Genomic DNA, 23,880 nt, shown 5'->3' with positions numbered 1-23,880 from the left:
GCTGCAAAAGCAAAGCCCTGTCCACTGTGACAGGGCTTTTTGTATTGCAAGGGTAAAAAACTGTGGGAGCGAGCTTGCTCGCGAAGGGGTCGGTGCATACAACCTCAGTTGAAACTGAACATCCGCCGTCGCCAGCACATTTAGTTAGCCTGCTTTCTTTTATCCTCTCCTCGCGCCATGATGAGGCTCTCTTACCGCTGCCCGCGAACGAGCCCTATGCCCACGCCCGCACCTGCCTCCAGCTCCCTGTCGATCACCCTGCAGATCGTCTCCATCGTTTTCTACACCTTCATCGCCTTCCTCTGCATCGGCCTGCCCATTGCCGTGCTGCCGGGTTATGTCCACGAACAACTGGGCTTCAGCGCGGTGGTGGCCGGGTTGACCATCGGTTCACAGTACTTGGCGACCCTGCTCAGCCGCCCCATGGCCGGGCGGCTGTCGGACAGCGTCGGCACCAAGCGGGCAATCGTCTATGGGCTGTCGGGGATTGTGCTCAGCGGCGTGCTGACTCTGCTCTCGACCTTGCTGCAAAGCTTTCCCCTGCCCAGCCTGTTGATTCTGATTGTTGGGCGCTTGCTGCTCGGCGTGGCCCAAGGGCTGATTGGCGTGGGCACCATCAGTTGGTGCATGGGCCAGGTGGGTGTGGAGCACACCGCCCGCTCGATTTCCTGGAACGGCATCGCTTCGTACGGAGCCATCGCCATCGGCGCCCCGCTGGGCGTGGTGATGGTCGGTGAGCTGGGGTTCGCCAGCCTGGGCGTCGCCTTGTCGCTGCTGGCCGGGGCGGCGCTGTTGATCATTCGCAACAAGCCGTCGGTGCCGGTCATTCGTGGCGAGCGCTTGCCTTTCTGGGCGGTGTTTGGGCGCATTGCGCCGTTCGGGGCAGGCCTGAGCCTGGCGTCGATCGGCTATGGCACGCTCACCACATTCATCACGCTGTTCTATATCAGTCGCGGCTGGACTGGCGCGGCCTGGTGCCTGACAGTCTTCGGTGTCTGCTTCATCCTGGCGCGGTTGTTGTTCATTTCCAGCATCGCCCGTTTCGGGGGTTTCAACTCGGCCATTGCCTGCATGAGCATCGAAACCCTCGGGCTGGTATTGCTGTGGCTGGCACCGTCCACCGCGTTCGCCCTGGTTGGTGCCGGGCTGGCCGGTTTCGGGCTGTCGCTGGTATATCCGGCGTTGGGGGTGGAGGCCATCAAGCAAGTGCCGAACACCAGCCGGGGGGCCGGCTTGAGTGCCTATGCGGTGTTCTTTGACCTGGCGCTGGCGATTGCCGGTCCGTTGATGGGGGCAGTGGCGTTGAACCTGGGCTATTCGTCGATCTTCTTCTGTGCTGCCTTGTTGTCCCTTACCGGGCTGGGTCTGACTCTGCTGCTGCGTCGCCGAGCCGTAAGCGCACCTTATTGATCGTAATACTGAAGGTCCGGTATTTACTTGTTCTTGTGTGTATATCCGTTACCGCAGAAATGGATATACACACCATCCTTACGTAAAAACCATGCCCCTCGGAACAGAAGATCAGAATCTCCGGGAACGCTTAAGTGAACAGCTTATTGATCAGCCGTCCTCATCCCCGCCCGGGTCGGCTTGCCCAAAGCCTCGCCGAAGAAGCGGCTGGCCTCGGAGATCATGGTGCGGTGGATGTCCTTGCGATCGACACCGTCAGCATCCGTGCACAGCGCCGGCATCGCGGCGATCTGTTCGTCGGTGCACGGTGCCAGGAAAACAAAATGCCCCGCGCCGGCCAGGGTCTTGAAGTCCGGTGCAGTGGGCAGCTTGCGGGCCAGCGCGGCGGCATTCTTGTCGAAGGCCACGAGTTTGTCGCCATCGCCGCTGTACAGCAGCACCGGCACGTGGACATCGGCCAAGGTATGACGGCCAAACTTCAGGCTCAATGGCGCCATCAACAACAATGCCCGGACCCTGGGATCAGCCACTGGTTGCAGGTCATCGCGGTCAACGATCAGTTCGCCTTGGGTATTGCAGGCGTCTCGGTCATCCGGTCGCTCCACGCAGTAGCGGCGCAGACGATTGAGGTCCGGCGTCGCACCGGACAGGATCAACGCGGTTTCGCCACCGGCCGAATAGCCGATCACCCCGACCTGCCCGGCGTTGACGAACGGCGAGAGCATCGGGTCATTGAGCGTGGCGGTGATGGCTTCGGAAATCTGGATCGGCCGCCCGTACAGATTGCTCAGGGTGCCAAGCCGGCTGTGATCCTGGGCGTTGTCGCCAGGGTGAATCACTGCCACCACGACAAACCCCTTGCGTGCCAGGGAGGTGGCCAGGTCATGCAGGGCCAGCGGCGTACCGGTATTGCCATGGGACAGCATCAGCAGCGGAAAACGGCCGATGGCGATCTGGGCGTCTGGCGCGGCATCGATCTGGTAGCCACCCAGCAGGCTGGACTGTTCCCGGTCGGTGGACGGATAAAAGGCGATGGCGTGCATCGGCTGCTGATCCAGCGGATCGAGAAAGCTCAGCTCATGGAAACCGGCGCTCCAATGCGGATGCGGCCCCGGTGCGGCCTGCACTGAACCGAGACTGGCAAACAAGCAAAGCAGCAGCGCTGCACCAAAACGCGTCATCGAATCTTCCACCTTCACCAGCGCACGGGAAGGCCCCGTCGCTCGCCGTCTTGGCCGTGCATAACCTGCGCCAGAAATCCAGGCGCCGAATGCAGTAAAACCCTGCATCCCGGCCATCCAATGACGACGAGAATACAGGGTTTTACGAAGACTGCCCCAATAGCTTTGGTGCCTTCACGCAGGTTTTACGCGGCGGCGAACTGCTGGCCGATTTGCAACGCGGCTTCGCTCATGGCTTTGGTGCGCATGTCATCACCGTAGGCCAGGCCTTCGGCACGGACAACTTCGATATCGGTGATGCCGAGGAAACCGAACACCAGCTTGAGATAGTCCTCGTGACCCACGCCGCTCGGTTGGCCGGCATGCAAACCACCCGAGGTGGAAACGATCACCAGTTTCTTGCCACCACACAGGCCTTCAGGACCGGCTTCAGTGTAGCGGAACGTCTGGCCGGCCACGGCAATGCGGTCGATCCAGGCCTTGAGCTGGGTCGGAATGCTGAAGTTGTACATCGGCGCGGCGATGACCACCGCATCAGCCGCCAGGAACTCAGCCATTGCCGACGCGCTGAGATCGGCTTCGTGCTTGAGAGCTGCGTCGCGCAATTCGGCGCTGGTGCCGGCGGCAACCAGCGTCTGGGCGGAAAAATGGCTGATAGCGTCAGCGGCCAAGTCGCGATAAGTCACCGTGATGCCTGGCTCGGCGGCTTTCCAGGCTTCAACCACTTCACGGCTCAATTGGCGGGAAGCGGAGTTGTCGCCGAGGATGCTCGAATCGATGTGCAGCAGTTTCATGTCAGTGCTCTCCAAGTGAGGACCGCAACCGGGCGATCAATTGGCGACAATCCTATCGATGAAGCCAATGATCGATAAGTCAGCACAAATGCGATAGTTTGTCCCACTGACAGGACAATCGAGTTCAACATGCAAGATCTCAATGACTTGTACTACTTCGCCAAAGTCGTCGAAGCCGGCGGTTTCGCAGCGGCCGGGCGGTTGCTGGGCATCCCCAAGTCACGACTGTCGCGGCGCATCGCCGAGCTGGAAGAACGCCTCGGCGCCCGGTTGCTCCAGCGCACCACCCGCCAATTGAAATTGACCGCGGTCGGCGAACGTTATCTGCGCCATTGCCAGGCCATGTTGCTGGAGGCCGAGATGGCCGACGAAGCGGTGGCGAGCATGTCCAGCGAGCCCCGCGGCCGATTGCGGGTGTCCAGTCCGGTGGGCCTGGCCCACCAGTTCCTGCCGGTGATAATCGAAACCTTCCTGGTGAAATACCCTTTGGTGCAACTGGATATGACCCTGCTCAACCGGCGGGTGGACTTGATCGGCGAAGGCATCGATGTGGCGTTGCGCGTGCGCGACCTGGGGGACGAGGATCCCTTGCTGATGACCCGGCGCCTGCGCCAGGCGCGGCTGATGATGGTTGCCAGCCCGGCCTTTGTCGAAGGACGGCGGATCGAAACCCCGGATGACCTCAAACAGTTGCCGGTGCTGGGGGCATTGGAAGCCGATCGCCAGGTGCACCTGCGCCTGGTCAGCGCCGATGGGCGGCGTGTGGAACTGGGCCTGGAAGCCCGCCTGGGTATTGACGACTTCATTGTGCGCCGCGCCTGCACCCTCGCCGGCCTGGGCTTCACTTTATTGCCGAGCATGTATTGCGAGCAGGAATTGCGGGACGGCACACTGGTGGAACTCTTGCCTGGATGGTCATCGCCCGATGGCTGGCTCCAGGCGGTCTACCCGCATCGGCGCGGCATGCTGCCAGCGGTGCGTGCATGGATCGATCATTTGGTGGAAGCCTTCGAGGGCTGTGGAGATAGAACGATATGAGGTTGAGCGAAGAGGATGTCGCGCAGTTTTGCCTGGGCCTGCCCGGCGCCAGGGAGGACTACAAATGGGGTGGCGTACGGGTATTTTCCATTGCCGGGAACAAGATGTTCGCCCTGCAGGGCCTGCGAGGCGACTCGCTGGCGTTCAAGGTCGACAAGGATCTGTTCCTGGGCCATTGCGACCGGCCGGGCATTCATCCCGCGCCTTACCTGGCGCGAGCCCAGTGGGTCATCATGCAGGTGCCCTACCCGCTGGATGCCGAAGAGCTGCGTGGCCTGCTGCAACGCTCACACCAATTGGTGGTCAGCAAATTGCCCAAGCGCACGCAGGTGGGCTTGTTGCTCTAGCCATTCAAAACAGATAGCTGCCCAGGAACAACTGGTCGATCCAGAACACCTGGTGCAGCAGCACGATGAACCAGAACACGACCTGAAACGACACTTTGCGGGTCTTGTGGCGAAACAGCTGCTGGGCCAGCAAGGCTCCGGGCCAACCGCCGGTCAGCTCCACCGCATGCAGCACGTTTTCCGGGGTGCGCCAGGTGTCGGCGCGCGCCTTGCGCTTGTCGCTCCAGTACAGCAGGAATGCCACCACGCTGACGACGCCATAAGCCACCATCGGCACCCACGACACCGCCCGCAGCCCGAACAGCAGCGAACCGAACAATGGCAAGGCACAGAGCAGCGCAAACACCATCAGTTTGAGCCGCAGGTGCTGCACGGTGCCTTCAGCATTGCGCCCGGCACGTTTGCGCTTGCCTGATTCGTTCATGGCTTGGCAGCGGTCCAGTCCACCCAGCCGAACTGCCAGGTTGCCAGGATCAACAGGCCGAAGGCGATTCGATACCAGGCGAACACGGCGTAGCTGTGGCTGGCGATGAATCGCAGCAGACCCTTGACCGCAATCATGGCGAAAATGAACGCCGTGACGAAGCCAATGGCGAACACCGGGAAATCCGCCGGGACGAACAACTCACGGTATTTGTAGCCCGAGTAGACTGCCGCGCCGACCATGGTCGGCATCGCCAGGAAGAACGAAAACTCGGTAGCGGTTTTACGCGACAGCCCGAACAGCAGGCCACCGATGATGGTCGCACCGGAACGGGAGGTGCCTGGGATCATCGCAATGCATTGGGCCAGGCCGACCTTCAGCGCGTCCTTCCAGGAGATCTCGTCCACAGTTTCAGCGTGCACCTGGTGCTGGCGCTTCTCGGCCCAGAGCATCACCAGGCCGCCCACCACCAACGCAGTGGCCACCGTGATCGGGTTGAACAGGTAGTGGTGGATCCAGTCGGCTAACAGCACGCCCAAGACCACGGCGGGCAGGAAGGCGATCAGCAGGTTGGCGGTAAAGCGGCGGGCGCTGGGTTGTGTCGGCAGGCCCAGCACCACGTCGAAGATCTTGCGGCGGAACTCCCAGACCACCGCCAGGATCGCGCCGAGCTGGATGATAATGTTGAACGCCATCGCGCGCTCGCCACCGAACTCAAGCAAGTCGGCGACAATGATCTGGTGCCCGGTGCTGGAAATCGGCAGAAACTCCGTCAAGCCTTCCACTACGCCAAGAATCAATGCCGAAAAGGCAGTCCACAAATCCATTCATCCCCCAAAAAAGACACTGTTCATGCAGGTCTTATCAATATTCAAGTGTCATGCAGGTACCCCCGCAGCGGGTGCACGATAACCGCGACCTTTCAAAAAAACCAATGAAAAATGAGAACCGGCTCAGGTTTTGCGCTGCGGGGCCGAAATCCTATCAGACAAGCCCTGATAACGCTGCCGCGTTGTGACTCAGGTCAATTACCGATAGCGGCCGGGCGCTACAGTGCCGACCGTCGATATGACAAGAATAAAAACCGGAGTGACAGCGTATGAATAGCTTGCGCAGTGTGTCGATCAGCCGACGCTTGTGGCTCATCCTGGTCGTGGCCATCGTGATGTTGTTCACGCTCGGCGCCTTGATGCTTAATCAGATCCACAACGACCTCTACCAAGCCAAGGTGCAGAAAACCCAGCACGTGGTGCAGACCGCCAGCGGCGTGCTGACTTACTACCAAGGCCTGGAAGCGGCCGGCACCCTGACCCGTGACGCCGCGCAAAAGCAGGCCCTCAGCGTCGTGCGTGGCCTGCGCTATAACCAGAGTGACTATTTCTGGATCAACGACCTGACGCCGGTCATGATCATGCACCCGGCCAACCCGAAGCTTGAAGGCCAGAACCTCTCGGCCATCCGCGACCCGAACGGCTATGCGCTGTTCAACGAGATGGTTGCCATCGCCAAGTCCAAGGGCGCCGGCATGATCAACTACCTCTGGCCGAAACCGGGCGCCGAGGCCCCGGTGGGCAAGACCTCCTACGTCCAACTGTTCGAACCCTGGGGCTGGATCATCGGCTCAGGCGTGTACGTGGATGACGTCCAGGCCGAGTTCCAATCCCAGGTAATCAAGGCCTCGGTGGTCGGTTTGATCATCACCCTGCTCATGGGCCTGCTGTTGACCCTGATCGTGCGCAGCATCGTCGGCCCGTTGCAGGAAACGGTCAACGCCATGGCCAACATCGCCAGCGGCGAGAGCGACCTGACCCGCACCCTCGACACCCACGGCCAGGACGAAGTCACGCAACTGGCGCGGCATTTCAACGCCTTTACCGCCAAGTTGCGGCAAGTGGTGACCCAACTGCAAGCTTCGGCCAGTGCGCTGGGGCAATCTTCCAACGAATTGGGCAACGATGCGGCGCAGGCTCAGGAACGCAGCCAGCAGCAGTCGCAACAAATGGAGCTGGTGGCGACCGCGATCAATGAAGTCACCTATGGTGTGCAGGACGTGGCCAAGAACGCCGAGCACGCGGCCAGTGAGATGCGCGACGCCGAATCCCAGGCCCAGCAAGGCCAGGTCAACATCGATGGCAGCTTGCAGCAGATCGACCGCCTGTCCCAGACCATCGACCAGGCGGTGGAAGTGATCCGCACCCTGGCGAGTGAAAGCACCCAGATTGGCAGCGTGCTGGAGGTGATTCGCTCCATTGCCGAGCAGACCAACCTGCTGGCTCTCAACGCAGCGATCGAAGCCGCCCGCGCCGGCGAACAAGGCCGGGGCTTCGCGGTGGTCGCCGATGAAGTGCGGCTGCTGGCCCAGCGTACGCAAAAGTCCACTGCAGAGATCCAGGCGATGATCGAGCGCCTGCAAAGTCATTCCGAAGCTGCCGTGAAAGTCATCAGCGACAGCAGCCGAGCTTCGCAACTGACCATTGAACAAGCCGGCCTGGCCGGTGCCAGCCTCAACGCCATCGGCCAGGCCCTGCGCAATCTCAACAGCCTGAACGCCTCCATCGCCAGCGCCACGTTGCAACAGGCCCATGTGGTGGAAGACATCAACCAGAACGTCACCCAGGCTGCCGGACTGTCTCACAGCACCGCCATGGCCGCCGAACAATCCAGCCAGGCAAGCACCCGCCTCAAGGCGTTGAGTGAACAGTTGAACGGGTTGCTCACGCAGTTCCGGGTCTAACGATCGGTAGCCCCCCTGTGGGAGCGAGCAAGCTCGCTCCCACAGGGGTTCTGTGTTTTGATCGTTCCCACGCTCCGCGTGGGAATGCATCCCGTGACGCTCTGCGTCACATTCCAGAAGCGGAACGCAGAGCGTCCCTGGCGACATTCCCACGCAGGAGCGTGGGAACGATCGTAATCCCTTGCTCGCGATAGCAGCGGCACATTCAACATTGGTATTGGAGCTGTCCACGCCATAGCGTTTACAATCGCCGCCCTCTTCCATTTCCCCAAGGAACCGCCATGTCCGGGCTTGAACTGTTTGCCGCAGCCCTCGGCGTGATCGCCGTCTGGTTGACCGTCAAACAGAACCCCTGGTGCTGGCCGATCGGCCTGGTCATGGTGTTGCTGTACAGCTGGATTTTTTTCGAGGTGAAGTTGTACTCGGACATGCTGCTGCAGGTTGTCTACGCGGTGCTGCAACTCTACGGTTGGTGGCAATGGACCCGCGCCGGGCACAATCATGATGGACGCCAGGTCAGCCGCCTCGGCGGGTCGTCAGTGCTGTTCGGCCTGGCTATCGGTGCGGCAGGCAGCCTGCTGTTGGGGGCCGCCATGGCCCACTGGACCGATGCCGCCCAGCCCTGGCTCGATGCCGCGCTCACCGGTTTCAGCCTCGTGGCCCAGTGGTGGATGGCGCAAAAACGCGTGCAATGCTGGCCGCTGTGGATCGTCCTGGACGTGATCTTCGTCGGCCTGTTCATCTACAAGGGCTTGCACCTGACAGCGGCGCTCTACGCCCTGTTCACCCTGCTGGCCGTGCAAGGCTGGCGGGAATGGCGCGCCGATCCGGCCCTGCGCGCATGAAGGTAGTGGTGCTGACCGGCCCGGAATCCAGCGGCAAGAGTTGGCTGGCGGCGCAATTGCAGGAACACTTTGGTGGCGTGCGGGTGGATGAGTACGTGCGCCATTTCATGGAGCAGACCCAACGCGATACCTGCCTGGCCGACATCACCGACATCGCCTCCGGCCAACTGGCCTGGGAAGATGAAGCGCGTGCCCGCCGTCCGGCGCTGTTGATCCTCGATACTCACCTGTTGAGCAACATCCTCTGGAGCCAAACCCTGTTCGGCGACTGCCCGGACTGGCTCGAACCGGCCCTGCTGGCCCGCCATTATGACCTGCACCTGCTGCTGAGCCCCGAGCAGGTCGAATGGACCGGCGACGGCTTGCGTTGCCAACCTGAATTGGCTGAACGGCTGGCGTTTTTTGAAGCGATCGAGGCTTGGCTGAGCGGACACCGGCAACCGTTCCAGGTCATTGAAGGCGATTGGGCGCAACGCCAACAGCAAGTGTTCGCCGTCGTTAGCCAGCTGCTTCAAGCCTGATCGCGGGGTGATCTGTTCCATTCTTGAAACAGCGCAGTCGCTCCAAACCCGGATCCAACGCCGCTTCATCAAATTGCCATCAAGACTGTCAAGTTTCTGAAACACCCGCCCAAAAGCCTGGATCCAGAGGCCTGGAACAGTAAGTGACCGGTTAGTCACCCTGTGCCGTGTCTCAGCGCTGAAACACCCCTTCCACCCGGCATACCGTCTAAAAATACAACTCATTGAATTTAAAGGTATTTCAAAACTCGGCACGACACCTGCTCTACCCCACTTCGCAACGCTGGACCAGGGCCAGCCCACCGAAGAAGGAATCGATGCCGTGGGGACTTTCGAGAGAAGTTTGACCTGTCTGCTGTTGATCGGCTGCGCCGCCAGCGCAACGCTCAGTCTGCCAGCGCAGGCCGAGGGCAACGGCGTCATTGTCCTCAACCGTGACGTGCAGCCCATCGCAATTGGTCGCAACGGTGGCAAAGATCCCTACCCGACCACCGTCAATGCCAACCCCTCCGAACGAATCCACCAGGCGACCGCCAGCACCGAACTGAGCGATGGCGAATTTGCCAGCGTGGCCAGCGGCTCGTCGATCCGCAACACCGTCAACCCGAATACCGGCGTGCAAGGCCTGAACGTCGTGAGCAATCCCAACGGTACGCCGGGCATGAATGCCGGTCACGGTGGCGGCGGCGCGATCTCCGGCACCATCAACCGCTCGCTGAGTTCCGGCCTGGCCCCGCTGGGTCGGCTGGCGGGAGGCCAGTGAGATGAAGCCCGTGCTGTTTCTGCTCGCCCTGTTCATGCTTTCCCTGCTCAGTTCTTTCACCGTATTTGCCGATCCAGGTGTTGCGGTGGTCAGTAACGCCAACCTGCAGGATTCCGGCAGCCATTACACCGGCAACTTCAACGTCAACCAGGCCGCCGGCGACCAGATCCAGCAAACCAACACCCGGGCCATCGCCATTGGCAGCCACGCCCAGGCCAGCACCCGCGTACAGCAACGCGTCGACACGCCGGCCGACCCTTCCATGAACGCCACCGCCCGTATCGGCGGCAACTCCTTCACCAACGGCAACGGTGTACTGGGCGTCAACCAGTCCGCCGGGGCCAACAACCAGATGGCCAATGTCATGCGGGTGGGCATCAGCGCCCATCCGCAGAGCATTGATGACAGCGCCCTGTCTCAACAGAACGTGGCGTTGCTACCGAACTCAGGAGCAACTGGCACCCCAACCGGCAGTCGCCAGGTCGTTACCAGCGACCAGGCCTTCACCGGCAGCCGAGGGGTAATCCAGGTGAACCAGAGCGCAGGGGTGGGAAACCGTATGGCTAACACCCTGAGCATCCGGGTTGCTGATTGACCCGGAGGCTACATAAGAAAGTACCGACACTTAACCAACGACACGCAAGGAGAAACACCATGAAACCTACAATGGCACTCAAACCATTGGTTTTCGCTCTCGCCGCGGTCATGACAATGGCGGCACAGGCTGGAGGAAACGACAACAATAATGGCCATGGCAATGGTCACGGTCATGGCAACGGCCATCAGCAAGGGCCGACGCTGGATCAATTGCTCTCCATCAATGCCGGCGCTGGGGCTACGGTGCTGGATGAGCAGAACAGCGACGGCAACGTGGTGACCAACCAGGCCACCAGAAACACCGCTGAAGCCACTGACTCGCTCAATGGCAGCAACGGCAACATGGGCGCCAACATTGCCGGCGGCGACGGCAACCAGCAAGACAACGCCGCCGCCCTGGCCACCGCCGACGAAAGCTTCATCTTCGGCTCGGCTGTCGCCGCCTCCAGCGCCACGCAGGTCAATAACAACAACTACGTCAAGAACAACTCGACGCAAAACAACGCCTCGCTCACCAATGCGGGCAACAATGGCTCCGGCAACATCGGCATCAACGTGACCGCCGGGAACTTCAACCAACAGAAAAACAACCTGGCCATCGCCGTATCCGGGGGCCGTGTCGCACAGGCCTCTGCCGCGGCTGACCAGTCCTCCACCGGCCTTGTGGTCGACAACAAAGGCGTGCGGACCTACAAGACCGACACCCTCACCAGCACCTACAGCGCCTCCGGCACGTTCAAGGCCAAAGGTACCGGTACCGCCGAAGACGATCACGGCGGCTGGGACAACAAAGGCGGCGGCTATGGCGGCGGTCACGATGACGACAAGTTCAAGTTCTCCGCCGTGGGGACCTTCGAACTGGCCGGCAGCAACACCCAGCAGGTGCTGACCCGCGACGGTTGGAAAAACCCTGTGATCAACAACGCCACCATGACCAACTCAATGAACGGCTTCTCCGGTAACGGCGGCGCCAACGTGTCGGCAGGCGTGGGCAACCAGCAGAGCAACTCGCTGTCCATCGCTGCCGGCTGCAAGGCTTGCATGTAAAAAAGTACCGCTGTAGGGGCGAGTCTGTGGGAGCAAAGCTTGCTCGCGATGAGGTCGTTACATAAAACGCCTCTGTTGGTTGTAAAACCGCTATCGCGAGCAAGCGTTGCACCCACGGACTCGCTCCCACAGGGGGCTTTTTCCTGGATGCCCACTAGGCGTATTGATCATGCGTGTCACTGCCGTTTCCCTGCTGCTCTGCCTGGCCTGCGCGGCCGAAGCAGCGCAGATGCCTGTGGCCGCCCTGCCTGGCGGCATGCTGGTCTACAAACCGGTGCAAAGCGTACGCGAACGCAAATTCAGCGACATCGTCGAACAGAAAACCGATTTCAGTTGCGGTGCCGCCGCGCTGGCCACGGTGCTGCGCCAGGCCTATTGGCTTGACGTCGATGAAGAGCACGTCATCAAAGGCATGTTGGTCAATGCCGACCAGAATCTGGTTCGCACCCAAGGGTTTTCCATGCTGGACATGAAGCGCTACGTGGAAACCATCGGCATGCGCGCCCGAGGCTACCGGATACCGCCAGAGAAACTCGAAGCGGTGACGATTCCGGTGGTGGTCCTGATGGAAATACGCGGCTACAAGCACTTCGTGGTGTTGCAGCGGGCCGACAAGCAATGGGTCTACATCGGCGACCCGGTGCTGGGCCACAAGCGCTACGCCCATGATGAGTTCATCAAAGGCTGGAACGGCATCGTCTTTGCGATCGTCGGCCCGGGCTATGACAAGACCAATGCACTACGCAGCCCTCCTCAACCCTTGACCGCCCGTAACAAGCTGGACGGTTTCAACCCGGTCAGGGATGCGGAACTGATGGATTTCGGCTTCATACAGAGCGACTTTTTTTAATCGCCGACCAACTGCCAACATAAGTACAAAAAGGAGCAGGACGCTCCGGGAGCAGCACATGAAAACCTCACACTGGCTGTCGCTGGCCTGCCTGCTCGCGACCGCCTCGGGCTACGCCCATGCGGGCTTCAAACCCATCGAAGTCAAGGACCAGGAGCTTGCCGAGCTGCGCGGTCGTTATGTCATGCCCGGCCGAGTCATCAGCTTCGGCATCGTCATGAGCAGTACCTGGCGCAACGCCAGCGGCGACTTGATCGGCGCCACCAGCGCCATGCAGATCCAGGCCGCCACCGTCAAACCCGAATTCTATGTCTCCACCATCAAGCAGACCGGTAACGGCAGCGCCCCCGAACAGGGCAGCGGCAATATTACCGGTGGCGCCGGCCTTGGCACGAGCCAGGGCGTGACCCAGAGCGTACGCGCCGCCGGAGACGGCAATACGGCCTACAACAACGTCAACATCAACGTAAAAGAGAGCAACCAGGCCCCGGCACTCGTGCCTTCCCAAGGCCAGTTGCTGACCAAGGGCCAGACCATCAGCGGCAGCAACGCCGCCGGCAGTGTCGCGGTCACCGCCACCGGCAGCGGCGTGCAAATGGCGATCCAGGCCAGCCATAACCAGGGCAGCACCCTGCAACAAGTGGCCCAAGGCGGCTTGCTGCAAAACACCCGTCTGCTGGGAAACAGCAACCTGGTCAACAACATGACGCAGCTCAACGTGGTGCTGAACAACAACGGCCCCAGTGCCGGAGCATTGGACTGCAACCTGACTCAGTTACGTGGTCTTCGAAACCTCGGATATTGATCTACGTTGATCGCCGATCAATGGGCAAATAAGGACGGCATATTTCATGTATCGATCCGTATCGTTGCGCGCTGTGATGTGTTTAAGCACGTTGTTCCCGGCGGCCGTGTTGCAGGCGGCCCCGGATGCGGACATCGAGGCCCTGAAACAGGAACTTCTTGAGCTCAAGCAACGGTACGAGGTCCAGCAAAAGGCCCTGGCGGTGCTCGAACAGCGGGTTCGCCAAGTGGAGGATCAACCCGCCGCCCCACCGCCCAAACGCCTGGCCAAATCCCCGGCCGACATGAAAGGCAACCAGACCGTGGCCGGCGGCGGTGCGACAACGGCTGGCGGCAGTGGCTATGGGCAATCCCTGGCCGATGATTCCCAGCCGGCCCAGAGCGTCTCCAACCTCTATGACGAGGCCAGCGGCTTCTTCGGCGGCGGTAAATTCAGTTTCGAGACCGGCGTGACCTATTCGCGCTACGACACGCGGCAACTGATCCTCAATGGTTTCCTGGCGCTGGATTCGATTTTCCTGGGCAACATCAACCTCGACCGGATCAAGGCTGACACTTGGACGCTGGACCTCACTGGCCGTTATAACTTCGACAACCGCTGGCAGTTCGACCTCAACGTCCCGGTGGTCTACCGCGAATCCACCTATCAGTCAGGCGGCGCAAACAACGGCGCAGCCGGCGTCACCAGCGAAGAAACCGTGACCCGCGACCCGACCATCGGCGACGTCAACTTCGGCATCGCCTACAAGTTCATGGATGAGTCGATCAATTCCCCGGACGCGGTGGTCACCCTACGGGTCAAGGCCCCCACCGGCAAGGACCCATTCGGCATCAAGCTGCGCCAATCCCAGGCCAACACCAACCTGTTCGTGCCTGACGACCTGCCCACCGGCAACGGCGTATGGTCGATCACGCCAGGGCTTTCGCTGGTCAAGACCTTCGACCCGGCGGTGCTGTTCGGCACCCTCTCCTACACCCATAATCTGGAGGAGTCGTTCGACGACATCAGTTCCACGGTCAACCAGAAGATCCCAGGCAAGGTGCGGATCGGCGACAGCTTCCAGCTCGGCGCGGGCATCGCCTTTGCCTTGAACGAGAAGATGAGCATGTCATTCTCGGTTTCTGACCTGATCCAAAAGAAAAGCAAGCTCAAACAGGACGGCGGCGACTGGGAATCGGTAGTCTCCAGCGACGCCAACGCCGGCTACTTCAACATCGGCATGACCGTCGCCGCGTCCGACAACCTGACCATCGTGCCCAACCTGTCCATCGGGTTGACCGACGATGCGCCGGACTTCACCTTTAGCCTGAAATTCCCGTACTACTTCTGATGCCCTCAGGGATATGTGATCGGCACATATCCCTGAGGGAATGCAAACCCCTGTGGGAGCGAGCTTGCTCGCGATGAGGTCCTTTCAGTCAGCATTGATACTGAATGAAAGACCGCTATCGCGAGCAAGCTCGCTCCCACAGGGGATGTGCGCAGGTTTTAGTCAGCGGATCTGATGCTTGTGCAGCAGGCGATAGAACGTCGGCCGGGACACGCCCAGCACCCTGGCGGCCACGCTCAGGTTGTCGCTGTGACGGTTGAGCACATCGCTCAGGGCCTGGCGCTCGGCGCGGGTCTTGTAGTCCTCCAGCGTACCCATCGGCACCGCGACGCCCTGGTGGCTGGCCAAGCCAAGGTCCCGGGCTTCGATTTGTCGCCCTTCGGCCAACACCAAACCGCGTCGGACGCGGTTGGCCAGTTCCCGCACATTGCCGGGCCAATCATGCATGCCCATCGCCACCAAGGCATCTTCGCTGAAGCTGCGGGGACGGCGACCGGTTTCCTGGCTGTAGAAATGGGAGAAGTGACTGGCGAGCATCGACAGGTCGCCATGACGCTCGCGCAGCGGCGCCATCACTACTTGCAATACGTTCAAGCGGTAATACAGGTCCTCGCGAAACCGCTTGTGCTCGATGGCCGCCTCAAGGTTCACATGGGTGGCCGCCAAGACCCGCACATCGACCGCGATCGGCTGGCTGCCACCGACCCGCTCAATGTGTTTTTCCTGCAGGAAACGCAGCAGATTGGCCTGCAGCTCCAACGGCAGATCGCCGATTTCATCGAGAAACAACGTGCCTCCATGGGCCGCCTCGATCCGCCCGATCTTGCGTTGGTGAGCCCCGGTGAACGCGCCCTTCTCATGCCCGAACAACTCGGACTGGATCAGGTGCTCCGGGATCGCGCCGCAGTTGATGGCGATGAACGGCTTATTACGCCGGTAAGACTGACAATGCAGGGTGCGCGCCACCAGCTCCTTGCCGGTACCGCTCTCCCCGCGAATCAATACCGGCGACTCGGCGGGCGCCAACTTGCTCAATAATTTGCGCAGTTCGCGAATCGGCTTGCTGTCGCCCAGCAGTTCATGTTCGGGCTGATCGATATGGATCGAGCCCTGTCCCCGCAGGCGCGCCATGCCAAACGCCCGGCCCAGTGTCACCTGGACCCTGGACACGTCGAACGGCAAGGTATGGAAGTCGAAAAACCACTCGCAGACAAAATCACCGACATTTTGCAGACGCAACACTTCCTGGTTGAGCACAGCGATCCATTCGGTGCCGCTACGGCTGATCAACTCCTTGACGGCTTCCGGGCGTTCCAGGTGAAAAGGCTGCAATCGCAGAAGACCGACGTCACACGTCCGATCGCCGGCGTGTTCGAGGGCGCAACTGTCCACCTCCCAGCCAATAGTGCGCAGAGCTGGCAACAGGCGATGACAATCATCGCAGGGATCAACCACGAGCAGACGACGGGACGTACTGGCTTCGATCATGACTGATCCTTGGCGTCAAAATAAGGAAATATGATTAGAAACAGGCGTTTGGCAGACCTGCATGTAACAGTAGCAAGAAGTTGACACACCCTTGTATCAATTGATTATCGGGATCGCTTCAAAGTGGTTATAAGCAGGCATTTCGTTAGTTATCACAGGCCTGTTTGTTTCAGGGTGCTTTCAAACAAAAGCCCAAAAGCCTGGTCTGAAAGAAAATCGAAATTTATTTAAATAATGTGTGACCCGCCTACGGGTTCGGGACATCAGTACAAGTAACCAGCCGCACGGTACGCCCAACCGACGGCATATCATTTGTTTGGGCACACTTAAGAGAAAACGCCATGAACGCCCCGCTCCGTATCAACGAAGCTCTTTTGATTGCCGACCGCGCATTCCGTCCTTTCCAATGCGTGGCCTGGGCTCCACAAGACGGCAACGGTGAACTTAGCCTGACCGTCATCGACCGCACCAATACCCATATTGGCCGCACCCAAATTCCAAGCAGCGCCTATACCGACCCGGTCCAACTGGCCGATCTGTTGAAACAGGCTCGTGCCGAACTGAGCCAGGAAGGCTACACATTGCAATCCTGGTCGATGCCTGAATAACCGCTGGTAAAGCCTGTTATCGATTGCAGGCTTGGCTCTGGGTTGTAAAGCCATCGTTATGGCACGAATCGCCGCTGTATCTGTAGAACATGACAGTTGTGCATTGTCACATTCAGGGATTGAATGTTGCCCTCATGCAGTCGTCGCCCTTTCGGGCTGCTCGACACGCAAGGAGAGGCAGGCATGCTCGATCAGTTCGCGTTTGTGTCCCCCAGGGCCATGGCCCACGCTGGGCAGCTTGATCCAGGCTTTGCCACCAACGGCAAAGCCTGGGTTCATTTCGAAGACAGTACTTCAAGCCTGACCACCGGATTGACCCTTGATCACGCCGGACAGATCCTGGTGGCAGCTAGGGTCGAGACGGCCCACGGCAGTCGGTTCGGGCTGGCGCGACTCAACCACGACGGTGAGATTGACCCGGACTTCGGCACCCGCGGCTACGTGATCGGCGCGTTTGAACAGGGTTTCGAAGCGACGGCGGGCAAGGTGATCGTGTTGCCCGATGGGCATATCCTGCTGTCCGGCCTGCACTACGAAAGCAACGACCACACCCTTCCCGCCCTGGCGCTGTTCGACCAGCAAGGTTGCGCCGTTCAAAGCTTCGGCAACGCCGGCCGGCACGTCATCCGGCTTTGCGGCAATCTCTCCCAAGGCCTGCGCGACCCCTGGCTACCGCCCGGCGTGCCAGGGCTTGAGGCTTGCGACATGCAAGTGCAGGCCGATGGCCGGATCCTTGTACTCGCCAACCACCACTATCAATTTTCCGACCATGTCGGCGTACTGATCCGACTCTTGCCCGATGGGGCGTTGGATCCTTCGTTCAACGGTCGCGGCTTCGTGATGGTCCGACGCCTGTTGAAAAATACCTGGCTCGGCTGTCTGGTGCTCCAGGCTGACGGTCATATTGTCGTCGGCGGCGCCATCGACTTGCCCCAGCATGGCTTGGTTGCCCGTTACGACAGCAGCGGCAAACTCGATGACAGCTTCGGCGAAAATGGCTTCCTGTCCATCCTGGCGCAGGGGCACAGCGTGATGGTCAGCCAAATCGTTCAGGATACGAGCGGTGATCTGCAGGTGTTCGGCAGCAGCCGTGATCCGATGCATAGCCTGTCGCTGAAAGTACGCCCCGACGGCAAGCCGGACCGTCATTGCAACCAGGGCCAGTGCCAACTCATGGCGATCGGACGCAATGCCAGTCAGTGGACCGCCGCCCAGCTTCAAGCGGACGGAAAACTGGTGACCGCCGGCGCCACGATCGGCGGTATCGAGGCCGACTTCGTACTTGCCCGACATCTGCCAGATGCCAGCCTCGACCCGGATTTCGGCCAGGGCAAAGGCTGGGTTCGCACTCGACTCGGCTACAGCCTGGACACCGCCACTACCCTGGCTATGCAGGATGATGGAAGAATCCTGGTGGGCGGTTATTCGCTCCAGGGGCATTATCGAGCGGTGGTTGCGCGGTATTGGGCCTGAGTCGGATTGACGCGGGTGAACGGTATTTATTCTTACTCTTGATATTCCTCATTTCTTACGGCAAGTTGCGCGCTTCTAATTAAAAGGAGCAGCCGATGTCCGGTTCAATGGCTCAGGCTTTCGCGCATAACTTTCTGGGGCATTCCCCGCGCTGGTACAAGGCGTGCATCATCACGTTCCTGATCCTCAATGCCGTGGTGCTGTGGACCCTGGGCCCGGTTGTTGCCGGCTGGATGCTGGTGGTGGAGTTCATCTTCACCCTCGCCATGGCCCTTAAATGCTACCCGCTGATGCCCGGCGGCCTGCTGCTGGTCGAAGCCCTGGTGCTGGGCATGACCACCCCCAAGGCGCTGTATGATGAACTGCTGCACAACTTCCCGGTGATCCTGCTGCTGATGTTCATGGTGGCAGGCATCTACTTCATGAAGGATCTGCTGCTGTTCCTGTTCTCACGCCTGCTCCTGGGCGTGCGCTCCAAGGCGCTGCTGGCCTTGATGTTCTGCTTTCTCTCGGCGTTCCTGTCTGCGTTCCTTGACGCATTGACCGTCACCGCGGTGATCATCAGCGCCGCGGTCGGCTTCTATGCGGTGTATCACCGTGTGGCGTCGGGCAACGATCCGCGCCAGGACAGCAATGTCGATGAAGACCACGATCTGCCGTCGAGTCATCATGAAGATCTCAATCAGTTTCGGGCGTTTCTACGCAGCCTGCTCATGCATGGCGCCGTAGGCACGGCGCTGGGCGGCGTCTGCACCTTGGTAGGAGAACCGCAGAACCTGCTGATTGGCCATGAGATGGACTGGCATTTCATCGACTTCTTCCTGAAAGTCGCGCCGGTGTCGCTGCCGGTGCTGGTGGCCGGGTTGGTGACCTGCGTAGCCCTGGAAAAACTGCGCTGGTTCGGTTACGGCACGCTGCTACCGGACAACGTACGTGCCGTGCTGGCCGACTACGCCGAGCAGGACAATCGTGAACGCACCGCACGCCAACGCGCCGCCCTGATCGTCCAGGGTATTGCCGCGCTGATCCTGATCGTGGGCCTGGCCCTGCACATTGCCGAGGTCGGTCTGATCGGCCTGATGGTCATCGTGTTGATTACCGCCTTCACCGGCATCACCGACGAGCACAGGCTCGGCAGTGCGTTCAAGGACGCCATGCCGTTCACCGCGCTGCTGGTGGTGTTCTTTGCGGTGGTGGCGGTCATTCACGACCAGCAGTTGTTCACGCCGCTGATCCAGTGGGTGCTGGGCCTGCCCGCCGACCAGCAGCCCGGCATGCTGTTCATTGCCAATGGCCTGCTATCGGCCATCAGCGACAACGTGTTCGTGGCAACCATCTACATTACCGAGGTCAAACAGGCCTTCGTATCCGGCCACATGAGCCGCGAACAGTTCGAGACCCTGGCGGTGGCCATTAACACCGGCACCAACCTGCCGAGCGTCGCCACACCCAACGGCCAGGCTGCATTCCTGTTCCTGCTGACCTCGGCGATCGCCCCGCTGATTCGCCTGTCCTATGGCCGGATGGTCTGGATGGCCGTGCCCTACACCGTGGTGATGGGTGGCTTGGGCTGGTATGCGGTGACTTACTGGTTGTAACCAAGCTTCTGAGTAGGAAAACCTGTGGCGAGGGGATTTGGTGTGGGAGCAAGCTTTGCTCCCACAGTGGGAATGAATTCCCCTGCCACCAAAGGCCAGGACATCCTATCGCGGCAAGATGTAGCGTTCGATCGCCAGCGCCGCACCGTCGTCAATAACCGCGGCGGTCACGACGTCCGCTTGACGCCGGATCGCCTCCTCTGCCTGCCCCATGGCAATCGACAATCCCGCGCGGTGGAACATCGCCGGGTCGTTGCCGCCGTCGCCCATGGCCGCTGTCTGCTCCAGGGGCACATCGAGGAAGGCTGCCAGGGTCGACAGCGCTTCTCCTTTGTTCGCCTTCATGGCCGTCACATCCAGGTAGATCGGTTGCGAGCGCGACACCTGGGCCTGGCCCTTGAGCAGCGGATGCAACCGCGCCTCCAGCTCCACCAGCAGGTCGGTGTTGGCGCTGGTGGCGACGATCTTGTCGATCCGCTCCAGATACGGCTCGAAGCTTTCGACCTCTACAGGTGGGTAGCCCAGGCCACGCGTCTCCACCGGCACCATCGGACCGTTGGCGTCGCGCACCAGCCAGTCGCCATCGGCAAATACCCAGACTTCGATGCCGGGCTGATCGGCGTACAGGGCCAGTGTGGCCAGCGCTGCCTCGGGTGGCAGGTAGTGGACGGCAAGAAAGCTGCCATCGGGATGAACCAGCGTGCCGCCATTGAACGCCGCCGTGGGCAGGTCGACACCCAGGGCCTCGATCTGCTGCAACATGGCCCGCGGTGGCCGCCCGGTGGCGAGGCTGAACAGCACACCAGCCTCACGCAATGAGCGAACCGCCTCAATGGTGCGCTGGTTCAGGCTGTGGTCGGGCAACAGCAATGTACCGTCCATGTCGCTGAGCAAAAAACGGATGGGGTGCTTCACCAGATCACTCATCCGAGGCCATGCCAGACGCGGCTGTCGCGGGTCAGCAAGTCATCGGCGGCCGCCGGGCCATCTTCGCCGGCCTTGTAGGGCTGGAATGTCGCGTCCTGCTGCCAGGCATCGAGGAACGGCTGCACGGCGCGCCAGCCGTTTTCGATGTTGTCAGCGCGCTGGAACAGCGTCTGGTCGCCGGTCAGGCAATCGTAGATCAGGGTTTCGTAACCCGTGGATGGCTGCATTTCGAAGAAGTCCTTGTAGGCAAAGCCCAATTCGATATTGGCCATGTCGAGTGCCGGCCCCGGCCGCTTGGCCAGCAGGTCGAACCACATGCCTTCATTGGGCTGGATCTGGATTCTCAGGTACGTAGGTTGCAGTTCGTCGACTTCGGTGTCGCGAAACTGTGCGTAAGGCGCGGGCTTGAAGCAGATGACGATCTCCGTGTCCCGCACGCTCATGCGCTTGCCGGTGCGCAGGTAAAACGGCACGCCGACCCACCGCCAGTTGTCGATCATGACCTTGAGGGCGACGTAGGTCTCGGTGCTGCTGTCGGGCGCCACGTTGGCCTCCTGGCGATAACCATTTACCGCCTTGCCGCCGACTTCACCGGCCGTGTACTGGCCACGGACCGAGTTGGCCCGGGCCTGCTCCACCGACCAGGGCCGGATCGCCCCGACGACCTTGGCCTTTTCCCCACGCACTGCGTCGGCACCAAACGCCGCTGGCGGCTCCATGGCCACCATCGCCAGCAGTTGGAACAGATGATTGGGCACCATGTCTCGCAGGGCGCCGGTGTGTTCATAAAAACTGCCACGGGTTTCCACGCCGACCGTTTCGGCGGCGGTGATTTGTACGTGGTCGATGTAGTGGTTGTTCCAGAACGCCTCGAACAGGCTGTTGGAGAAACGGCTGACCAGAATGTTCTGCACCGTTTCCTTGCCCAGGTAATGGTCGATGCGATAGATCTGTTTCTCGCTCATGACCTTGAGCAGGCAGGCGTTCAGCGCTTCGGCGGTGTGCAGGTCGGAGCCGAACGGCTTTTCGATCACCACTCGCCGGAAGGCGCCCTCCTGCTCCTGAAGCAGCCCGACCGCACCAAGGCGGCTGACCACTTCACTGAAAAAGCGCGGCGCGGTCGCCAGGTAGAAAACCGCGTTGCCGGTGCCGCTGGCGGCGATTTTCGCCGCCAGCGCCTGGTAGGTACTCTCATCGAGGAAATCACCCTGGACGTAGCTGATGCCCCGGGCCAGCTTGGCCCACAGCACCGGATCGAGCGCCCGGTCGGCATCGCCGCCCTTGCTCGCCGCTTCGTTACGGATGAAGTCCTCGAGTTTCTTGGCAAAATCCACATCGCTGATGGCGTTGTGGTCAACCCCGATGATGCGCAGCCCATCGCCCAGCAGACCGTCGCGACTGAGGTGGTAAAGCGCCGGCATCAGCAGACGCTTGACCAGATCGCCATGGGCGCCGAACAGAAACAACGTAGTCGGCGGCGCGGGTTCTGCCTTGGATTTGCTGCCGATCGAGGTCATTTTTTCGGCGTCTCCACGTGGCCGCCGAAGCCGAAGCGCATGGCCGAGAGCATTTTGTCACCGTACGTGCTTTGCTGGCGCGAGCGGAAACGGGCAAACAACGAACTGGACAGGACCGGAACCGGCACCGCTTGCTCAATGGCAGCCTCGATGGTCCAGCGCCCTTCACCGCTGTCGGCGACCTCACCGGAAAAACCATCCAGTTTCGGATCGCTGGCCAACGCGTCGGCGGTCAAGTCCAGCAGCCAGGACGATACGACGCTGCCGCGACGCCAGACTTCAGCGATATCGGCCACGTTCAGGTCGAAGCGCTGCTCCGGTGGCAGGCTTTCGCTGGATTTGGTCTTGAGGATGTCAAAACCCTCGGCGAAGGCCTGCATCATTCCGTATTCGATGCCGTTGTGGATCATCTTCACGAAATGCCCCGAACCGGCCGGGCCCGCGTGGATGTAGCCACGTTCGGCGCGGTCATCGTCGGATTTGCGATCACGGGTGCGCGGGATATCGCCCATGCCCGGCGCCAGGCTGTCGAACAGCGGGTCCAGGCGCTTCACCACTTCGGCATCACCGCCAATCATCATGCAGTAACCGCGTTCCAGACCCCAAACACCGCCGGAGGTGCCAACATCGATGTAGCTCAGGCCTTTTTCCGACAGGGCCTGGGCGCGACGGATGTCGTCCTTGTAGTACGTGTTACCGCCATCAATGATCACATCACCCGGCTCCAGCAGTTCGCTGAGGACGTTGACGGTGTCTTCGGTGGGTGCGCCGGCCGGCAGCATGACCCAGACCGCACGTGGCTTCTCCAGCCCAGCGACCAGTGCCGGCAGGTCCGCGACGCCCGTGGCGCCTTCCTGACGCAGGTTTTCGACAAAAGCGGCATTGCGGTCATAGACGACGGTGGTGTGCCCATTGAGCATCAGGCGCCGCGCAATATTGCCGCCCATGCGGCCCAGTCCAATGATCCCGAGTTGCATGTGCTGATGCTCCCTACTACAAATAAAGGTGTGTCAAAGATTTAACACTATCGACTAATGGAGGTTAGTCCAGAGCATTGCTGCATAGTTTCCGGGTAATTCGAGCGATCACAAGGGATAACGCTCAAGATCCGGCCGAAGACACAGCGACCATGAAAAATAAAAAAGTTCCAATCACAAGCAAAAGAAATCAGAATCGGCGCCGATAGTAGAGGTGTCGACCAAATACTGGCGACATCTCTATAGTTGATGTACGCCATTTGCGAGGTGAGCAATGGGCCCTGTCGTTACCGCACGTCCTCCCCAAACCCTTTATGTGACCATTCGTCGCGATGAATTGCGCCTACTCAAGGAAGAACGCGATCTACTGCTTGATGAAGTGACGCAGTTGCGCATGCAGTTGCAACACGCACAGCTGTCCCACCAGAGCCAGTCCCTGGCTCGGTAACCGCCCCAGAGGCACAGCGCCAGGAAGTGACGCTGGTCAAACGGTGTCACTTCCATGCAAGTCCTGCCAGGCACACTCATGGCGAGAATTCTATCTGTGGGAGCAAGGCTCGCCCGCGATAGTCGCGCCGTGGTCTAACGGCTGAACCGCGTTATCGT

24 protein-coding genes are annotated in these 23,880 nt (G+C 60.6%); 16 read left to right on the top strand and 8 right to left on the bottom strand.

Annotation, left to right across the window (positions count from 1 at the left end):
• Positions 1–216 precede the first annotated feature (216 nt).
• On the top strand, positions 217–1,410 hold the full coding sequence (locus AB4O22_RS09955; RefSeq protein ID WP_223473227.1) for an MFS transporter: 1,194 nt from the start codon (positions 217–219) through the stop codon (positions 1,408–1,410).
• A gap of 143 nt (positions 1,411–1,553) precedes the next feature.
• Here the strand turns inward: AB4O22_RS09955 and AB4O22_RS09950 are convergent, their stop codons facing one another.
• Complete coding sequence (locus AB4O22_RS09950) at positions 1,554–2,591, bottom strand: alpha/beta hydrolase family protein (RefSeq protein WP_003202350.1); 1,038 nt, start codon at positions 2,589–2,591, stop codon at positions 1,554–1,556.
• A gap of 185 nt (positions 2,592–2,776) precedes the next feature.
• Positions 2,777–3,385, bottom strand: coding sequence for an FMN-dependent NADH-azoreductase (locus AB4O22_RS09945; protein WP_214510242.1), 609 nt, complete (start codon positions 3,383–3,385; stop codon positions 2,777–2,779).
• A gap of 129 nt (positions 3,386–3,514) precedes the next feature.
• Between AB4O22_RS09945 and AB4O22_RS09940 the strand changes: the two genes are divergently transcribed.
• The gene (locus AB4O22_RS09940) at positions 3,515–4,423 is read left to right on the top strand and encodes a LysR substrate-binding domain-containing protein (protein ID WP_414880863.1); all 909 of its coding nucleotides are present in this window, start codon (positions 3,515–3,517) and stop codon (positions 4,421–4,423) included.
• Positions 4,420–4,770 (top strand): MmcQ/YjbR family DNA-binding protein, encoded by a 351-nt coding sequence (locus AB4O22_RS09935; RefSeq protein WP_223473225.1) that lies wholly within the window; start codon positions 4,420–4,422, stop codon positions 4,768–4,770. Before AB4O22_RS09940 ends, AB4O22_RS09935 begins: the two co-directional genes overlap by 4 nt.
• A gap of 4 nt (positions 4,771–4,774) precedes the next feature.
• On the opposite strand, the gene AB4O22_RS09930 is transcribed toward AB4O22_RS09935, so the two are convergent.
• Both AB4O22_RS09930 and AB4O22_RS09925 read right to left on the bottom strand, forming a co-directional pair.
• Positions 4,775–5,194: a DUF1294 domain-containing protein gene (locus AB4O22_RS09930; RefSeq protein WP_460096187.1), complete on the bottom strand. Its 420-nt coding sequence runs from the start codon at positions 5,192–5,194 to the stop codon at positions 4,775–4,777.
• Positions 5,191–6,021 (bottom strand): undecaprenyl-diphosphate phosphatase, encoded by an 831-nt coding sequence (locus AB4O22_RS09925; protein ID WP_039012160.1) that lies wholly within the window; start codon positions 6,019–6,021, stop codon positions 5,191–5,193. Before AB4O22_RS09925 ends, AB4O22_RS09930 begins: the two co-directional genes overlap by 4 nt.
• 272 nt (positions 6,022–6,293) lie before the next feature.
• On the opposite strand from AB4O22_RS09925, the gene AB4O22_RS09920 reads away from it, so the two are divergent.
• From AB4O22_RS09920 to AB4O22_RS09880, 9 genes are all read left to right on the top strand, one after another.
• Positions 6,294–7,928, top strand: a complete 1,635-nt coding sequence (locus AB4O22_RS09920) for a methyl-accepting chemotaxis protein (protein ID WP_223473223.1) — start codon at positions 6,294–6,296, stop codon at positions 7,926–7,928.
• A 281-nt stretch (positions 7,929–8,209) separates the two neighbouring features.
• Positions 8,210–8,773 carry a nicotinamide riboside transporter PnuC gene (gene pnuC / locus AB4O22_RS09915; RefSeq protein ID WP_100263804.1) on the top strand — a complete coding sequence of 188 codons (564 nt, stop codon included), beginning with the start codon at positions 8,210–8,212 and terminating at the stop codon, positions 8,771–8,773.
• On the top strand, positions 8,770–9,294 hold the full coding sequence (locus tag AB4O22_RS09910; RefSeq protein WP_100263826.1) for an AAA family ATPase: 525 nt from the start codon (positions 8,770–8,772) through the stop codon (positions 9,292–9,294). Before pnuC ends, AB4O22_RS09910 begins: the two co-directional genes overlap by 4 nt.
• A gap of 322 nt (positions 9,295–9,616) precedes the next feature.
• Complete coding sequence (locus AB4O22_RS09905; protein ID WP_460096186.1) at positions 9,617–10,057, top strand: hypothetical protein; 441 nt, start codon at positions 9,617–9,619, stop codon at positions 10,055–10,057.
• A 1-nt stretch (position 10,058) separates the two neighbouring features.
• Positions 10,059–10,652, top strand: coding sequence for a hypothetical protein (locus AB4O22_RS09900; RefSeq protein ID WP_028237514.1), 594 nt, complete (start codon positions 10,059–10,061; stop codon positions 10,650–10,652).
• A 59-nt stretch (positions 10,653–10,711) separates the two neighbouring features.
• A complete protein-coding gene (locus AB4O22_RS09895) occupies positions 10,712–11,701 on the top strand; it encodes a hypothetical protein (RefSeq protein WP_028237515.1) in 990 nt (329 codons plus the stop codon).
• A 169-nt stretch (positions 11,702–11,870) separates the two neighbouring features.
• Complete coding sequence (locus AB4O22_RS09890) at positions 11,871–12,551, top strand: C39 family peptidase (protein ID WP_223473222.1); 681 nt, start codon at positions 11,871–11,873, stop codon at positions 12,549–12,551.
• Between the two features lie 58 nt (positions 12,552–12,609).
• On the top strand, positions 12,610–13,356 hold the full coding sequence (locus AB4O22_RS09885; protein WP_460096185.1) for a hypothetical protein: 747 nt from the start codon (positions 12,610–12,612) through the stop codon (positions 13,354–13,356).
• A gap of 46 nt (positions 13,357–13,402) precedes the next feature.
• Positions 13,403–14,686 carry a transporter gene (locus AB4O22_RS09880; protein WP_003202378.1) on the top strand — a complete coding sequence of 428 codons (1,284 nt, stop codon included), beginning with the start codon at positions 13,403–13,405 and terminating at the stop codon, positions 14,684–14,686.
• 162 nt (positions 14,687–14,848) lie between these two features.
• On the opposite strand, the gene AB4O22_RS09875 is transcribed toward AB4O22_RS09880, so the two are convergent.
• Complete coding sequence (locus AB4O22_RS09875) at positions 14,849–16,174, bottom strand: sigma-54 dependent transcriptional regulator (protein WP_003202380.1); 1,326 nt, start codon at positions 16,172–16,174, stop codon at positions 14,849–14,851.
• A gap of 341 nt (positions 16,175–16,515) precedes the next feature.
• Here AB4O22_RS09875 and AB4O22_RS09870 point away from each other — a divergent pair, with 341 nt between their 5' ends.
• The 3 genes from AB4O22_RS09870 (at position 16,516) to nhaB (ending at position 19,853) form a co-directional block, all read left to right on the top strand.
• The gene (locus AB4O22_RS09870) at positions 16,516–16,782 is read left to right on the top strand and encodes a hypothetical protein (RefSeq protein WP_013693488.1); all 267 of its coding nucleotides are present in this window, start codon (positions 16,516–16,518) and stop codon (positions 16,780–16,782) included.
• A 183-nt stretch (positions 16,783–16,965) separates the two neighbouring features.
• Positions 16,966–18,255 (top strand): hypothetical protein, encoded by a 1,290-nt coding sequence (locus tag AB4O22_RS09865; protein ID WP_223473220.1) that lies wholly within the window; start codon positions 16,966–16,968, stop codon positions 18,253–18,255.
• 95 nt (positions 18,256–18,350) lie between these two features.
• Positions 18,351–19,853 carry a sodium/proton antiporter NhaB gene (nhaB, locus tag AB4O22_RS09860; protein ID WP_223473219.1) on the top strand — a complete coding sequence of 501 codons (1,503 nt, stop codon included), beginning with the start codon at positions 18,351–18,353 and terminating at the stop codon, positions 19,851–19,853.
• A gap of 105 nt (positions 19,854–19,958) precedes the next feature.
• Here nhaB and AB4O22_RS09855 read toward each other — a convergent pair whose 3' ends face one another.
• Genes AB4O22_RS09855 through gnd form a run of 3 tightly spaced genes read right to left on the bottom strand, consistent with a single transcriptional unit; the run spans position 19,959 to position 23,298 of the window.
• A complete protein-coding gene (locus tag AB4O22_RS09855) occupies positions 19,959–20,780 on the bottom strand; it encodes an HAD family hydrolase (protein ID WP_223473218.1) in 822 nt (273 codons plus the stop codon).
• Positions 20,777–22,297 carry a glucose-6-phosphate dehydrogenase gene (gene zwf / locus AB4O22_RS09850; protein WP_460096184.1) on the bottom strand — a complete coding sequence of 507 codons (1,521 nt, stop codon included), beginning with the start codon at positions 22,295–22,297 and terminating at the stop codon, positions 20,777–20,779. Before zwf ends, AB4O22_RS09855 begins: the two co-directional genes overlap by 4 nt.
• Positions 22,294–23,298 carry a phosphogluconate dehydrogenase (NAD(+)-dependent, decarboxylating) gene (gene gnd / locus AB4O22_RS09845; RefSeq protein WP_223473302.1) on the bottom strand — a complete coding sequence of 335 codons (1,005 nt, stop codon included), beginning with the start codon at positions 23,296–23,298 and terminating at the stop codon, positions 22,294–22,296. The genes zwf and gnd overlap by 4 nt, the downstream gene beginning before the upstream one ends.
• Before the next feature lie 250 nt (positions 23,299–23,548).
• Between gnd and AB4O22_RS09840 the strand changes: the two genes are divergently transcribed.
• Entirely contained in the window at positions 23,549–23,722 is a 174-nt protein-coding gene (locus AB4O22_RS09840; RefSeq protein WP_013693491.1) for a DUF6026 family protein, read from the top strand.
• Positions 23,723–23,880 lie beyond the last annotated feature (158 nt).

It is taken from the genome of Pseudomonas sp. S3_B11, assembly GCF_054667715.1.
The sequence above is the reverse complement of the archived record's forward strand: the minus strand, read 5'-3'. Positions and strand labels throughout refer to the sequence as shown.

Excerpts from the sequence above, each read along its gene's own strand:
- AB4O22_RS09900 (WP_028237514.1), top strand. The coding sequence starts at position 10,059 with ATGAAGCCCGTGCTGTTTCTGCTCGCCCTGTTCATGCTTTCCCTGCTC.
- AB4O22_RS09895 (WP_028237515.1), top strand. The coding sequence starts at position 10,712 with ATGAAACCTACAATGGCACTCAAACCATTGGTTTTCGCTCTCGCCGCG.
- AB4O22_RS09945 (WP_214510242.1), bottom strand. The coding sequence starts at position 3,385 with ATGAAACTGCTGCACATCGATTCGAGCATCCTCGGCGACAACTCCGCT.
- AB4O22_RS09910 (WP_100263826.1), top strand. The coding sequence starts at position 8,770 with ATGAAGGTAGTGGTGCTGACCGGCCCGGAATCCAGCGGCAAGAGTTGG.
- pnuC (WP_100263804.1), top strand. The coding sequence starts at position 8,210 with ATGTCCGGGCTTGAACTGTTTGCCGCAGCCCTCGGCGTGATCGCCGTC.
- AB4O22_RS09870 (WP_013693488.1), top strand. The coding sequence starts at position 16,516 with ATGAACGCCCCGCTCCGTATCAACGAAGCTCTTTTGATTGCCGACCGC.
- AB4O22_RS09940 (WP_414880863.1), top strand. The coding sequence starts at position 3,515 with ATGCAAGATCTCAATGACTTGTACTACTTCGCCAAAGTCGTCGAAGCC.
- AB4O22_RS09885 (WP_460096185.1), top strand. The coding sequence starts at position 12,610 with ATGAAAACCTCACACTGGCTGTCGCTGGCCTGCCTGCTCGCGACCGCC.
- zwf (WP_460096184.1), bottom strand. The coding sequence starts at position 22,297 with ATGACCTCGATCGGCAGCAAATCCAAGGCAGAACCCGCGCCGCCGACT.
- AB4O22_RS09955 (WP_223473227.1), top strand. The coding sequence starts at position 217 with ATGCCCACGCCCGCACCTGCCTCCAGCTCCCTGTCGATCACCCTGCAG.
- AB4O22_RS09935 (WP_223473225.1), top strand. The coding sequence starts at position 4,420 with ATGAGGTTGAGCGAAGAGGATGTCGCGCAGTTTTGCCTGGGCCTGCCC.
- AB4O22_RS09920 (WP_223473223.1), top strand. The coding sequence starts at position 6,294 with ATGAATAGCTTGCGCAGTGTGTCGATCAGCCGACGCTTGTGGCTCATC.
- nhaB (WP_223473219.1), top strand. The coding sequence starts at position 18,351 with ATGTCCGGTTCAATGGCTCAGGCTTTCGCGCATAACTTTCTGGGGCAT.
- AB4O22_RS09950 (WP_003202350.1), bottom strand. The coding sequence starts at position 2,591 with ATGACGCGTTTTGGTGCAGCGCTGCTGCTTTGCTTGTTTGCCAGTCTC.
- AB4O22_RS09840 (WP_013693491.1), top strand. The coding sequence starts at position 23,549 with ATGGGCCCTGTCGTTACCGCACGTCCTCCCCAAACCCTTTATGTGACC.
- AB4O22_RS09865 (WP_223473220.1), top strand. The coding sequence starts at position 16,966 with ATGCTCGATCAGTTCGCGTTTGTGTCCCCCAGGGCCATGGCCCACGCT.
- AB4O22_RS09925 (WP_039012160.1), bottom strand. The coding sequence starts at position 6,021 with ATGGATTTGTGGACTGCCTTTTCGGCATTGATTCTTGGCGTAGTGGAA.
- AB4O22_RS09890 (WP_223473222.1), top strand. The coding sequence starts at position 11,871 with ATGCGTGTCACTGCCGTTTCCCTGCTGCTCTGCCTGGCCTGCGCGGCC.
- AB4O22_RS09855 (WP_223473218.1), bottom strand. The coding sequence starts at position 20,780 with ATGAGTGATCTGGTGAAGCACCCCATCCGTTTTTTGCTCAGCGACATG.
- AB4O22_RS09880 (WP_003202378.1), top strand. The coding sequence starts at position 13,403 with ATGTATCGATCCGTATCGTTGCGCGCTGTGATGTGTTTAAGCACGTTG.
- AB4O22_RS09875 (WP_003202380.1), bottom strand. The coding sequence starts at position 16,174 with ATGATCGAAGCCAGTACGTCCCGTCGTCTGCTCGTGGTTGATCCCTGC.
- AB4O22_RS09930 (WP_460096187.1), bottom strand. The coding sequence starts at position 5,194 with ATGAACGAATCAGGCAAGCGCAAACGTGCCGGGCGCAATGCTGAAGGC.